Below are 13,721 nucleotides of genomic sequence, written 5' to 3'. Positions count from 1 at the left end.
TATGGACAGTTATTTTTATATTTTCCATATTGCCTTATTTGAGGATAGTTATTAAATTGGAAATGTCTTACTGCCTTTTCAAGGCAGTTGTCTTTTCAGGCAGGGGGTCTTAGTTGCATAGAGAAAACAACCAGGATGATGAGACCCGGTCGTACATGATTCTTCCCCGTGGAACCAGAATCGGCCATTATCAGATTGTCGAAGAAATAGGTTCCGGCGGAATGGGCGAAGTTTATCTGGCCGAAGATACCGAGTTGGGCCGTAAGACGGCCCTCAAATTTCTCAGGTCCGATATCTGCCGCGATGAAAGCTGTCGCATTCGTTTCCGTCGTGAGGCTCAGGTGGCGGCCAAACTGAATCACCCGAATATTGTGACCATATATGAGGTTTCCGAGTATGAGGGACGGCCTTTTCTTGCCATGGAACTGGTCGAGGGAAGGGACTGCCATGATGTCATCAAGTGCGGCGAGCTTGGCCTGGATAACATCGTCGATTTCGCCATTCAGATTTGCGAAGGGCTGAATGAGGCTCACAATTCTGGCATCATTCACCGTGATATAAAACCGTCCAACATTATTCTCGACAGTAAGGGACGCTGCCGCCTTCTGGATTTTGGGCTGGCTGCGATGCTTGGAAGCGAGAGGCAGACACCCAAGGGAGTAGCGATCGGGACGGTCGGCTATATGTCGCCGGAGCAGGTCAACGGCCGTCAGGCCGATCATCGCAGCGATATTTTCTCACTCGGTATCGTCCTGTATGAAATGATAACCGGACGACAGCCTTTTCTTAAGGGAACTGTCCAGGAAACCTTCAGCGCCATCACTCAATCCGTTCCCGAACCACTGGCGCGGTACAAGGCCGACGTACCAAACGGTCTGCAAAAGATTATTGATAAGGCTCTGGACAAAAATCCGGAAATGCGGTACCAGCATGTCGGGGACATGCTTACCGATTTCAAGCGCATCAGGCGGGAGTTGTCGTTGCCGGGATTCGACAGCGCGGAATTCTATACCGCGATGCATCCATTACGGCGGCGCCTGTGGATCAGTCTGGCCTCGCTTCTGGTGGTGTTGATTATCGTCTCAACGGCAATGCTGGCTGTACCATCGATGCGGCGCGGGGTGCTGAAAACGTTCGGGATTAAAACGGTCCCAGCCAGAAAATTTCTGGCCGTGCTGCCCTTTGCCAATATCGGAAACAATGATGCAAACCAGGCTTTCTGCGACGGCCTGATGGAGACCCTGACCAGCAAAATAACACAGTTGGAACAATTCCAGGATTCTTTCTGGGTCATTCCAGCCAGCGAAGTGCGTGAGCGGCGTATAGTCAGCGTCAATCAGGCCAAGCGGGCCTTTGGCGTTACCCTGGCGGTGACCGGAAGTGTGCAGCTGGCCGGCGATGAGGTTCGTATGACACTTAATCTCATAGATGCCATAAACGGGCGGCAGTTGAACTCTATTGTCATTGATGCTTCTCTATTCAATGTGGCGGCGCTTCAGGATTCAACCGTTCTGGAACTGGCCGAGGTGCTGGAACTTCAGGTTATGCCTGAAGAAAGGCGTATCCTGGCTTTGGGCGGCACCACCGATCCGGAGGCGTACGAGCTGTACATTAAAGCCTGCGGCTACCTTCAGCACTCCAATGAAATCGAAAATATCGATACCTCCATCTTCCTCTTTAAATTGGCGCTTCAAGAGGATTCGACATATGCGCTGGCGTATGCCGATCTGGGTCGCGCTTATTGGGAGAAATATGAAATAAGCAATTCATCGGAATGGATCGAGCCCGCCCTGAAAAATTGCCGGCGATCGATAGCTATCTCCAATCAGGTGGCAGTATCGCACGTGATTCTGGGTTCTATTTACAAGGGAACCGGGCAGTACGAAGACGCCATCGATGAGTTTAAGCGGGCCATCGATATTGATCCATCGTCGCACAAAGCTTACCGCGAACTGGCCGACACCTATGTAACTCTTAACAGGATTGAAGATGCCAGAACAACGTATGAAAAAGTCATTAAATTAAAACCGGATTACTGGACGGCATATTATGATCTGGGACTGTTTTATCTTTAATCTTGGCCGGCCGGATGAAGCCTTTGAACAAATGGATATGGTTATGAAATTATTGCCCGAAAGCGACAGCGATTACAATAATGTCGGGGCGCTTTATTTTTATTATGAGCGCTGGGATGATGCCCGCTCGATGTGGGAAAAATCTTTGAAGATTGAGCCGAATTATGGCGCCTATTCCAACCTGGGGACACTGCACTTTATGGAGCATCGCTATATCGATGCCGCTGCCATGTATGAAAAGGCCAAAGCGCTCGACAGTACCGATTATCAGGTGTGGGCCAATCTTGCCTCTGCCTATGGCCAGATACCGGGGCAGGCCGCCAGAGCCGATGCCGCTTATCAAAAGGCCATCAATATGGCCGAGGAACTGCGGCGGGTGAACCCGCGCGACCCTGAATTGCTGGCCAACCTGGCCGAATGCAGCGCCGTGACCGGCGACAGCGCCCGGGCGCTGTCATTGATTGAGCAGTCACTGGACCTGGCCCCCGAAAATATCATAATCATGGCCCGCGCCGGTGTTGTTTTTGAAAAACTTGGATTCCGTGACAAGGCCCTGAAATTGATTATGAAGGCGCTTGACGGCGGCTACCCGTTTACTTTTGTGAAATGCCTGCCTGAATTAAAGGGATTGCTGGCTGATGCGCGGTTTGAAAATCATTTCGAAACGGGCTCAAATAGCCCACGATGATCGATATATCCGGCGTATAAATTTAAGGAAAGTCAAAACCATTAATATTTTCTGACGCCAATCTTTAAATCGGTGCAGTCAACCCATCATTGCAAGGAGGGTCCGCAGATGATTGATCCCGTTACCGTCAATAATCAGTTGGCGGCCATTGTGTCCGATGGCAGCAGTTTTACGGTCGCGCCCGGTCAGATAACTTTGTATCCCGGCGACACGGTCACGTTTAATAATCTTACTCGGGACCCGGCCGTAATCATATTTCCCGATGAGCGTATTTTCGGGACAAATATGCTTTCGATCGAACCTGACAATAAGGCATCGGCGCTGGTCCCGGCCGATTTTAACATGTTCGGGAGCTATCCCTATGCCATTTATTTTCCCAACCAGAGGGTTTTCGCGCATGCATCAATGCCGATAATTATCATCTATCCGAGAAAGGATTAGACTTACATAGAAAACCCGGATCCGGATACGGGCAGTTCGGGAATATTTGATTTCAGTGAATTATTTTCTTAGTTGATCAGCCAGCAGTTTAACGGCGCCGCTGATGCCGTCCCTGATCGTCATCAGTGTGGTCGGCTTATTGACATAGCCCTTGCCCCACATGGTATTGAATTCAATCTCGAGGATGATTCCGCCGGTATTTGCATCATGCAGTTGCATTGTTACATATGAATCGCCTTTATTGTCGTCCTTCAGTCTGATTTCCATCTTGGTCTTCAGGATGGCTTCGGCGTTTGCAACGGGCCGCTCGATAGCCTGGTGATACCGATCCAGATCAGCCTGATCTTTGGTGGCATTATTTATAACATCTTTCAGGTCATCGTCGCAGATGAAATCGACCAGCCCGTTTTCTTCAAGAGCATACAGGAATCTGGTGTCGACAAGTTCGTGCCAGGTTTCATCAGTGGCGGCAGTTACGGTTTCCCCTGATTTCTGCGTCAACACCGGCTCGGTGAGTACAATGCATTTTAGCTGTTTCAGCGTTTCGGGTTGTTGAACCCTGACCTTGGATCCCAGCGTGGCACAGGAGATTAAAATAATTATGGTAAACAGAAAAAATGCAATAACGTATCCGGTCAATTTGTTATTCATAAACAACACTCCCTGGATGATAACTCAACATTATAAATAATACGCGAATAAATGCAAGAAATTCCTAATACTATTTCGAGCGGTGCCCCAGCCGATCCGGCAAATTCTATTTGCTTTGCCGCCTTGCCATAATTATCTTCATATAAATTTTATAACAACACGACTGGAGAGGAAACATGAGGCACAATTATTTTATCTTCTTATTATTCCTGGCAGCGGCGCTGTTATCCTGCGCCCAGCCCTTAAGCGAGGACGTCCGGTTTGAACAACTGGCCAACCGCTATATCGAAAAAATGATCGAAATGAATCCCGAGTGGGCCACCGAACTCGGCGACCACCGCTATGACCACCGGCTGAATGATTACAGCATGGAAAATATCGCGAAGAATATGACTCACGATCTTGCCTATCTGGATTCGTTAAAGACCTTCGATCCCGCAAAATTGAACGATACCAACAAAATCGACTATGCTCTGCTGGTCGATGGAATAAAAGCAGGAATTTTCGATGATGATACGGTTCGGGCCTACGAATGGGCTCCCGGCCGCTACAATCCGGGTGGAGCTATCTACACCCTGTTGATTAATGACTTTGCGCCGCTGGCCGAACGGCTCAAGAGTGTCAAGGGGCGACTTCAGGCTGTCCCCGGATTACTGGAACAGGCCAAGACCAATCTGAAAAATCCGCCGAAAATCCAGACCGAAACCGCCCTGATACAGATAAAAGGAACCATCAATCTGGTCAAAAATGACCTCAATGCCTGGCTGGACTCTGTCCCTGAGATGAAGGCGGAAATAGAACCGGTGCAAAAAGAAGCCGTGGCGGCATTGGAGACTTATGCCGAATGGCTCGCAAAGGATCTTCTGCCGCGCTCGAACGGCGATTTCCGGATAGGCGAGGATATGTACCGCCGCAAGATGCATCACCGGCTCCAAACCGATCTGACCATGGAAGATATTCTCCGGATGGCCGAGGAGGAAATGGTTGCCACCCAGGAAGAGATTTATCAAACAGCTCTGCCGCTGTACAAACAGTATTTCCCCAAAAAGAGCGATTCGAAAAGCCTGGCCGACCGGAAAAAAGTGGTCAAGGCGGTTCTTGACCGAATGGCCGAGGATCACCCCGATGCCGGCAATATTGTCGAGTGCGCCACCGCCTGCCTGAAGGAAGCGGAAGACTTTGTCCGCGATAAAGAACTGGTGACATTGCCGGGTGAGCCGGTCGAGGTGGTCATCATGCCGGAATTCGAGCGCGGTTTTGCAGTCGCCTATTGCGAATCGCCGGGACCGCTCGAAAAGGGGCAGAAGACATTCTATTCCATCTCGCCGCCGCCGTCCGACTGGGATGCGAATCAGGTGACCTCATATTTCCGCGAGTACAATAACACCATGCTTTATGACCTGACGGTGCATGAGGCCATGCCGGGGCATTACCTGCAGGCGGCCCACGCCAACCAGTTCAAGGCGCCCACGCTGGTGCGCGTCATCTACGGATCCGGGCCGTTTTCCGAAGGCTGGGCGACCTACTCCGAGCAGGTGATGGTGGCCGCAGGTTTCGGCGGGCCGGAACTGAAAATGCAGATGCTCAAGATGCGCCTGCGGATGCTTATCAACGCCATCATCGACCGGAAAATTCATACCGCCGGCATGACCGAACAGGAAGCGATGGATATGATGATGAACGAGGGCTACCAGGAGCAGGGCGAAGCGGCCGGGAAATGGCGCCGTGCCTGTCTGTCGTCGGTGCAGCTATCATCGTACTATGTCGGTAATATCGAGATCAACCGGATCAGGAAAGACTACCAGGCGAAGATGGGCGACCGATTCAACATGAAGGAGTTCCACGACAAATTGTTGTCCTACGGCACCCCGCCCCCGAAATACGTCCGGCAGATGATGGGGATATAGCGGCCGGTACGAATCGCCGAAGCCGGATTGAGCGTTTACTCAACCCGGCTTTTTTATGAAATACTCGTAGTCCATAAGAGACTCAACCCGTATCGGGGTCGAGGTTTACAATTCTCCGTAAGCTATTGTTCCGTCTTCAAATACAAAACAATTACGGTCAATATAAATGATTTTTGACAAAACGAAAATATTCTTTGACATAATGGATAACGATAACGTTATTATTGTAAAGGGATAAGTGGATTAAGGGTCGGACAGGCTTTCGGGGCCGGTCATCATCATTGAAATTGCATCATTTCCAATCATCGCCAATCATCAGGGGAAAGACCGGTGTCGAGAAGCAATAATGATTCGACTCCTCTGTCACGACTGTTGTTTGGGCAATATGTAATAATCATTATAAATTAAAATTGTATTCAGAACGGGGTCTAAATTGTTCCTTGAGACAAAATATAAAAATGTTTTGAATGGTTTTGGAAAATATATAATAATATTTACCATTGCTCTGTTATCTAGTTATCTCGCCTACGGGCAGAGCAATGATCCGCAAAGCAATAGGCCGCCGTCAAGCAGTCATTTTGTAGAAAAAGATGATTGGAAGGCGCTTAATCCGGAGCCGTTTGACGGCTGTGATATTATCATTAATCATAACGCATCCACAGATAAATTGACTATAGAAGTGGTATTACATAACCTTGGTTATTATTCCCAAATCATGGTTGTTGATAGCGCAGTCTATGTAAATATCAATTGCATCGCAAAAAGCGTCGCGGCACGTTCCGCCGCAAATACTCTTATTCCGCATGTTTTTGACTTATATGTAAAGATTGATGATTGCGATACGGCTCAATTTAAAGTGAAATACAGCGAAGATAGTCTGCAGGTAGTTGCAAAAAGTCATTCCAAACATGTTCGAATTATGCCAATTAAGAAAATCCCCGTTCCTTTATGCTGGATGCAATTTACGGGTAATCAACACTCATTAATCGGCGATATAGAGAATGAAATATCGGGACGTTCCAGCATAATGATTCTTGAAAAAGGATATTATCTGGATTTTCCGCTGGAAGTAAAAGAAGAGCAGTATAGAAAACATTTTTATAATACCACCGAAATCGGGACAGTTATCTACCTGCAATCCGACAGCGTTTCATTTCCCGCCTTCTTTGATAAACTTGTATCGAAATATATCTCACGTGGATTGGCCGGATACGGGTGCCTGCAAGATATAAAGAAGGAATAAATGGATGGTCAAAATATATAGAATCTCATTATTGCTATTCCTTGCGCTGTTGTCATTATCTCGCGAAATTTGTTTTTCCGGAGAATCGGCGGCGGATTCATATAGAAGGGGAGTCTTCTGTTATTTGAACGGCAATATGCGGGCGGCGTTGAATGAGTTGAATGAGGCAATTAGTGAAGATTCCGCATTTGCGAAGGCCTATAATGCTCTTGGAATGGTTTATATTAAGCTTAATCAGTACGACAATGCCGTAACTGCTTTGCGATATGCAATAAAACTTGATTCATGCTATGGGCTGGCATATCAAAACCTCGGTTATGCCCTTTATAATAAGCCGATTTCAAATGAAATTGAGGCTGTCGGGGCCTGGCGCAAATCGCTCGCATATTCCTCCGACAGCAGCAGCATGGCCGAGGCCCATTACAATATCGGTCAGGCATTGTTTACGATGGGCAAAATTGATGAGGCCGTCAAAGAATACCATAATGCTCTTGCAATTAATCGTGACGGCATCCAGATTCGTTTTGCTTTGGCTCAGGCGTATGAGACCAAAAATGAACTGCAGATGGCCGAATGTGCGTACAGGGCGATCATTAATGATGATTCCACCTTTACGCCTGCTTTCAATGCGCTTGGCGATTTATACTATATAAAGAATGATATAATAAATGCTATTCGTTTCTACTCCAGGGCGGTTGAATGTGAATTGCCGAAATGCCGGTCTTATAGAAAGCTCAATGATGTGCTGCGAGTCTATCTGGATGATCTTTCCGGTGCGCGTGACAGCGCCTTTGTCGTGGCGCGTTTTCTGGATCGCTACCGATCCTCAATTCTTGCGGGGGGAAGAACTCGTTTCGAGAATAAACAGGAGTTGGCCGATGCCTTGGACGATTTTGAAAAATCAAAAACGAATGACATTAAAAAAATATATGAGATATTCTCGGATTCATTCTTTGTCGATGGCATAATTTCGGGATTTTTCAAAGAGTGCCATGGTGATATTAGACTTGATCCTCGAATGGCGGCGCCTTATTACCGTCTCGTTAAAAATCAATGCGCCTTGATTATGGTAATCGAAAGGATGCGAAACGAACTAAAAGCCAAGGCTGAAAAGACCTTGCCGGGTTGCAACCTGTCTCCCTGATTGACCAAACGCGGCGCCATCAAGATTCAATCACTGATAAAATCAAATCCAATTAAAAAGGCGGGTCGATTGACCCGCCCCGTTTCGGTAATGCATAGAAATTTGTAAACTGTTTTCGAAAGCCGGCGCTCATCTCGCCAGTTCCGCCAGCTTCTCTTTGACCTTGTCGGCGTGGCCGGCCGCTTTGACATTGCTCCATGAATAAGCAATTTTCCCCTTCGGATCGATCAGGTAAGTGCTTCGAATTACTCCCTGCACTTCCTTGCCGTACATTTTCTTGGTCCCGAAAGCGCCGTATTGCATCATTACCTTGCGGTCGGAATCGCTCAATAAAGTGATTTTGAGGTTCTGCTTCTCTATAAATGTCTGATGACTTGTGGGCGAATCGGGCGAAACCCCGAGAACGACGGCATTGAGCTTCTCGAAACTTTTGAGGCCGTCAGTGAACTCGCAGGCTTCAGTGGTGCAGCCGGGAGTGTTATCTTTCGGGTAAAAATACAGAGCCACCCATTTCCCGGTGAAGACATTTAATTTAACGATTTTGCCGTCCTGATTGGGTAATGAAAAGGCCGGGGCCTTACTTCCGATTGCCGGTATATTATCTGACATTGCTAATCCTCCGCTTGAAATTATTGATTACTTGAGATAAATAACAAAGATACCTCTGAAAGGTTCACATCCATTTTATTCTGGCTTTTGAATTTAATTGAAAATATATTCCACGTAAGCAGATAGAATTCTAAATAGGAATTTATAACGGATGTTAAAAATCGCCCCATCCATTCTTGCCGCCGATTTCGGCCGTCTCCGCGAGCAGGTCAAACAGGCCGAAGCGGCCGGCGCCGATATGATCCACCTGGATATTATCGACGGCCATTTCGCGCCCAATATTTCATTCGGCGCGGCCATCTCGAAAGTTTCGGTGGAAGCCTGCTCACTGCCGCATGACGCGCATCTGATGGTGACCGAACCGGAGGATTATATCGATGACTTCCTTAAGCTTAAGGTTGACTATATTACGTTTCATCTCGAAATAGACGGTATCCGGCGGGATCTCGGCGAGCGCCGCTGGGTTTATGTGTTGGGCGACCGGCCGGATGAGACCAGAATCATGGCCCTGATCGACAAAATAAGAAAGGGCGGCGCCAAGCCGGGACTGACGCTTAATCCGCCCACCAGCATTGAATTGGTTTACCCCTATCTTGACAAAATTGACCTGTTGCTGTTGATGTCGGTCAATCCCGGTTTTGCCGGTCAGACCTTTATCAATAATGTTTATGATAAAATTCGAACGGCCGCCAAATATCGCAAAGACAACGACTTGCAATTTGAGATAATGGTTGATGGCGGGGTCGGGCTGGATAATGCCGCCGAGCTCCATAAAGCCGGCGCTGATATTCTGGTAAGCGGCTCTTCGTTTTTTAAGGCATCCGATTACACTGAATTTATTCGTAAAATAAAGGGTTAGAAAGCGCTTGCGCTTTTGAGCCAATTATATATATTGGTTTTCTGCCAATAGGGGAAGTTTGCCTTTTTTTCCTTATTTTCCCCTTTTTGGCGTTTTATGGTATTGAAATATGTTTGGTGAGTTAGTAGATAAATTTGACGGCATTTTCAAGAAGCTTCGCGGCGCCGGGAAGTTGACGGAGAAGAACATCCAGGATTCGCTCCGTGAAGTTCGCCGGGCGCTTCTTGAGGCGGATGTCAATTATAAAGTCGTCAAGGATTTTGTCAAATCGGTCGAGCAGGCCGCAGTCGGCGAAGTCGTTCTTAAGTCGATCGAACCGGGTCAGCAGATTGTCAAAATTGTCCATGATGAACTGGTTCGGGTGCTTGGTGAACAAGCGGTCCCCCTGGCGCCGATCGATAAGTCGCCAACCGTGTATATGCTCTGCGGTTTGCAGGGTTCCGGCAAGACGACTCTGGCCGGCAAACTGGCGCTTCAGGCCAAACGCAAAAACAAAAAGCCGCTTCTGGTCGCGGCCGATATTTACCGCCCGGCCGCGGTCAAACAGCTGAAAGTGCTGGGCGAATCGATTGAGGTCGAGGTTTTCAGCCTTGACGGCAAGAAGCCGCCCGAGATTTGCCTTGAAGCCAAAAAATATGCGCAGAAGAATTTTATTGACCTGATCATTCTCGATACCGCCGGCCGCCTGCATATCGATGAAGAACTGATGACCGAACTGGATCAGATCAAGGCCAAAGTTTCGCCCGATGAGATGCTTCTCGTGGCCGACTCCATGACTGGCCAGGATGCGGTCAATCTGGCCGAGCAGTTTCATAAACGACTGGACCTGACCGGCGTGGTCCTGACCAAGATGGATGGTGATGCCCGCGGCGGCGCGGCCATCTCGATTCGAAGGGTCACCGGCTGCCCGATCAAGATGGTTTCGACCGGCGAGAAGTTGTCCGACCTCGAACCGTTCCATCCGGATCGGATGGCGTCGCGAATTCTGGGCATGGGCGATATCGTGACGCTGGTCGAGAAAGCGCAAAGTTCGATTAATCTCGAACAAGCCGAGAAGCTGGAAAAGAAGCTCCGCAAAAACGCTTTTACACTAGAGGATTTTTACGATCAGATGCAGCAGCTCAAAAATATGGGGCCGCTGGAGTCATTGATCGGCATGATTCCCGGGATCGGAAAGGCCCTCAAAGGCGTACAAATAGATGAGAGAGGAATGCGGAAAGTCGAGGCGATAATTCAATCGATGACCCCGTATGAGAGGCAGAATCCGCAGGTAATCGACGGCAGTCGTAAGAGCCGTATTGCCGCCGGATCGGGCAATTCGGTCCAGAATGTCAACCTGCTCCTGAAACAGTTTGCCGCTATGCAAAAAATGATAAAGAACGTAAATAAATTCAAAATTAAAGGTCTGCCGAAAGGGGCTAACCCTTTCCAGATGTGATGAAATACGATGATGGAGGTACCGAATTTTGGCAGTACGGATTAGGCTGAAGCGCTTGGGTGCGAAGAAACGACCGACCTACAGGTTTGTTGCGGCAGATTCTCGAATGCCCCGCGACGGAAGATTTGTGGAAACCCTGGGTTTTTATAACCCGATTGAAAAACCAGCCACGATAAAGGTCTTCGAGGATAAAATGACCTACTGGCTCGATCACGGGGCGATTCCCTCTGATACCGTCTCGAGCCTGCTTAAGCAGGTCGGGTTTCTGAAAAAATATGATTTGCAGAAAAAGGGAGAGGATGTCTCGGGAATGACCCTGGCGGAAACGATAACTGAGCGTCCCAAGAAGCGTAAGAGTAAGAAGGCAACTAAATCAGAATAACAGTATTAGTGCTCATTATCAAGCAGTAACTAAAACCAGAAACCGCTACTACAAAGGAGATTGTTGTGAAAGAGTTCATCGTTACTATCGTCAAAGCTCTGGTTGACAATCCTGATCAGGTGGACCTGACTGAAGTTCAGGGTGCGCGGACAACTGTTTACGAGCTTCGCGTCGGCCAAGGAGATCTCGGTAAGGTCATTGGCAAACATGGACAGACCGCCAAGTCGATTCGGACGCTGATTGCTGCTATTTCGGCCAAGAAAGGCAAAAGAGCAGTTTTGGAGATTCTGGAATAGTTGAACAATAAACCGGATTATATCGTCGTGGGCCGATTCGGTCGACCCCGGGGTTTATCCGGCGAAATATATGTAATCCCGATTTCCGATAATCCGGAGCGTTTCAAAAAAGAAGGAACGTTCTGGATGGAATCGGAAGCCGGCTGGAAGAAAATCGAAATGGAATCGATCCAGTTCGTTGCCGGAAGGCCGGCCATGAAGATAACAGGGATCGACAGTCCCGAACAGGCGAAGCTGCTGACCAACATTTACCTGTATATTAAAGGGACTGATCTGGATGAGCTGCCGGATGGAGCCTATTATCATTTCGACCTGGTCGGATGCAAGGTGGTCGATACCGGCGGCAGGGAGCTTGGGGAACTGACGGCTGTCGAGGAATTCCCCGCCAATGATGTCTGGGTGATTGAAGACGGAGATGGAAAACGAAGGTTTTTCCCGGCCGTGAAGCAGTTTGTGAAGAAAGTTGATATAGAGAATAAATTGATTGAATTAAATCCGCCGGAGGGCATTTTTGACTCACCGGATGAGGATTGAGATTGTAACTCTCTTTCCGGGCTGGTTCGATTCGGTCATCAGCCAGTCGATTATCGGCCGCGGGTTGGAGAATAAGCTCTTTGACATACGAATCATCGATCTGCGGGATTATGCTATCGATAAACATCGCACCGCCGATGATACGCCGTACGGCGGCGGCGGTGGCATGGTCCTCAAAGTCGAACCGCTTTATGCCTGCCTGAAGGACCTCGGGTGCACCGGCAAATCGAACCAGGGCGAAAAGATTCTTCTCACCTCGGCGGCCGGGAAGAAGTTCACACAGGAAAAGGCGGTCGGATACTCGCTGCTTGATCGGCTGATTGTAATATGCGGCCACTATCTCGGTGTTGATGAAAGAATTCTGGCGCTTTACGAGATAGAAGAAGTTTCGATCGGCGATTATGTCCTGACCGGCGGCGAAGCGGCGGCCGCGGTTATTACCGATGCCGTGGTGCGGCTGATCCCCGGTGTGCTGGGCAATTTCGAATCGGCCATGGCCGACTCGCACAGCGAGAATATTCTCGGCGCCCCGGTCTATACCCGGCCGGAAGAGTTTCAAGGATTAAGGGTCCCGGAAATTCTGCTGGGCGGGAACCACAGATTGATTGAGGAGTACAGAAGGAAAGAAGCGATAAAGAAAACATTTGAGAACCGTCCCGAACTGCTGGACGAGATAGAACTGGATAAAAACGATATAGAATATATTGAGAAACTAAAGAAAAACGAAAAGAACAGCTAATTGAGAGGATAGATCAATGAAACGGATTGCCCAGATTGAAAAGGGTTACATGAAGGAGAATCTCCCGATCTTCAAACCAGGCGACACGGTCAAGGTGCATGTGAAGATTAAGGAAGGCGATAAGGAACGTATTCAGGTTTTTCAGGGGACGGTTATCGGACGCCGCGGCAGCGGTCTCAATGAGACCTTCACGGTTCGCAAGGTTTCCGCCGGTATCGGGGTCGAAAGAATATTCCCGATTCACTCGCCCAATGTCTCCAAAATCGAGCGCACCCGCCAGGGTAAAGTGCGTCAGGCCAAATTGTACTATCTGCGCGAACTGACCGGCAAATCGGCGCGTATTACGGAGAAACTCGAAGACAAGACAATCGAAAATGGGGCGGATGAAATAGCAACCAAGAAAACCGCCAAAGGCAAAAAAGCCAAAGCCAAAAAGGCCAAGGCCGAAGAGAAGATTGTCGAAAAGACTGCGGAAGTTGCCGATGCTCCAACCGGGGCGACGCCGGAAGAAAAGCCCGGGGAATAATCCGAATAAAAGAACATCGAATCTATTTGCGATACAATCGATACAAACCCGCCGCCCGGCGGGTTTTTTTATATTTCACATGTCGGCAATAGAGCTAATATGCCGGTCCGCCATTGCAGACGAAATTGCTCCGACATACGTGCTATCACGTAAATTACGTGTTAGCAGTCTTTCAATCACGTAATTTAC

Annotated in this window: 15 protein-coding genes; 13 read left to right on the top strand and 2 right to left on the bottom strand. The window is 48.6% G+C overall.

Features of this window, described 5'->3' with window-relative positions; all coding sequences use genetic code 11:
- The first annotated feature begins 113 nt into the window (after positions 1-113).
- The 3 genes from CVT49_11895 (at position 114) to CVT49_11885 (ending at position 3,204) form a co-directional block, all read left to right on the top strand.
- A complete protein-coding gene (locus CVT49_11895; protein PKK82770.1) occupies positions 114-2,075 on the top strand; it encodes a hypothetical protein in 1,962 nt (653 codons plus the stop codon).
- Complete coding sequence (locus CVT49_11890; GenBank protein PKK82769.1) at positions 2,050-2,763, top strand: hypothetical protein; 714 nt, start codon at positions 2,050-2,052, stop codon at positions 2,761-2,763. The genes CVT49_11895 and CVT49_11890 overlap by 26 nt, the downstream gene beginning before the upstream one ends.
- Before the next feature lie 108 nt (positions 2,764-2,871).
- A complete protein-coding gene (locus CVT49_11885; GenBank protein ID PKK82768.1) occupies positions 2,872-3,204 on the top strand; it encodes a hypothetical protein in 333 nt (110 codons plus the stop codon).
- 60 nt (positions 3,205-3,264) lie between these two features.
- Here CVT49_11885 and CVT49_11880 read toward each other — a convergent pair whose 3' ends face one another.
- A complete protein-coding gene (locus CVT49_11880) occupies positions 3,265-3,855 on the bottom strand; it encodes a hypothetical protein (GenBank protein ID PKK82767.1) in 591 nt (196 codons plus the stop codon).
- Positions 3,856-4,031: 176 nt separating this feature from the next.
- On the opposite strand from CVT49_11880, the gene CVT49_11875 reads away from it, so the two are divergent.
- From CVT49_11875 to CVT49_11865, 3 genes are all read left to right on the top strand, one after another.
- Positions 4,032-5,762, top strand: a complete 1,731-nt coding sequence (locus CVT49_11875) for a DUF885 domain-containing protein (GenBank protein PKK82766.1) — start codon at positions 4,032-4,034, stop codon at positions 5,760-5,762.
- Positions 5,763-6,195: 433 nt separating this feature from the next.
- The gene (locus tag CVT49_11870; GenBank protein ID PKK82765.1) at positions 6,196-7,005 is read left to right on the top strand and encodes a hypothetical protein; all 810 of its coding nucleotides are present in this window, start codon (positions 6,196-6,198) and stop codon (positions 7,003-7,005) included.
- 4 nt (positions 7,006-7,009) lie between these two features.
- Positions 7,010-8,149, top strand: coding sequence for a hypothetical protein (locus CVT49_11865; protein ID PKK82764.1), 1,140 nt, complete (start codon positions 7,010-7,012; stop codon positions 8,147-8,149).
- 129 nt (positions 8,150-8,278) lie between these two features.
- Here CVT49_11865 and CVT49_11860 read toward each other — a convergent pair whose 3' ends face one another.
- The gene (locus CVT49_11860; GenBank protein ID PKK82763.1) at positions 8,279-8,758 is read right to left on the bottom strand and encodes a thioredoxin-dependent thiol peroxidase; all 480 of its coding nucleotides are present in this window, start codon (positions 8,756-8,758) and stop codon (positions 8,279-8,281) included.
- Between the two features lie 151 nt (positions 8,759-8,909).
- Between CVT49_11860 and CVT49_11855 the strand changes: the two genes are divergently transcribed.
- The 7 genes from CVT49_11855 to CVT49_11825 all read left to right on the top strand — a co-directional run bounded on the left by CVT49_11855 (position 8,910) and on the right by CVT49_11825 (position 13,532).
- Entirely contained in the window at positions 8,910-9,617 is a 708-nt protein-coding gene (locus CVT49_11855; protein ID PKK82762.1) for a ribulose-phosphate 3-epimerase, read from the top strand.
- Between the two features lie 109 nt (positions 9,618-9,726).
- Positions 9,727-11,055, top strand: coding sequence for a signal recognition particle protein (locus tag CVT49_11850; protein PKK82761.1), 1,329 nt, complete (start codon positions 9,727-9,729; stop codon positions 11,053-11,055).
- Between the two features lie 28 nt (positions 11,056-11,083).
- Positions 11,084-11,437 carry a 30S ribosomal protein S16 gene (locus tag CVT49_11845; GenBank protein ID PKK82760.1) on the top strand — a complete coding sequence of 118 codons (354 nt, stop codon included), beginning with the start codon at positions 11,084-11,086 and terminating at the stop codon, positions 11,435-11,437.
- 65 nt (positions 11,438-11,502) lie between these two features.
- Positions 11,503-11,733 (top strand): RNA-binding protein, encoded by a 231-nt coding sequence (locus CVT49_11840; GenBank protein ID PKK82759.1) that lies wholly within the window; start codon positions 11,503-11,505, stop codon positions 11,731-11,733.
- Entirely contained in the window at positions 11,734-12,267 is a 534-nt protein-coding gene (rimM, locus tag CVT49_11835) for a 16S rRNA processing protein RimM (protein ID PKK82758.1), read from the top strand.
- Entirely contained in the window at positions 12,257-13,006 is a 750-nt protein-coding gene (locus tag CVT49_11830) for a tRNA (guanosine(37)-N1)-methyltransferase TrmD (protein PKK82757.1), read from the top strand. Before rimM ends, CVT49_11830 begins: the two co-directional genes overlap by 11 nt.
- A 16-nt stretch (positions 13,007-13,022) precedes the next feature.
- The gene (locus CVT49_11825; GenBank protein PKK82756.1) at positions 13,023-13,532 is read left to right on the top strand and encodes a 50S ribosomal protein L19; all 510 of its coding nucleotides are present in this window, start codon (positions 13,023-13,025) and stop codon (positions 13,530-13,532) included.
- Positions 13,533-13,721 lie beyond the last annotated feature (189 nt).

The sequence above is a fragment of the candidate division Zixibacteria bacterium HGW-Zixibacteria-1 genome (assembly GCA_002838945.1).
Classification (GTDB): Bacteria; Zixibacteria; MSB-5A5; order GN15; family PGXB01; genus PGXB01.
This window is presented reverse-complemented; position numbering and strand designations above follow the sequence as displayed.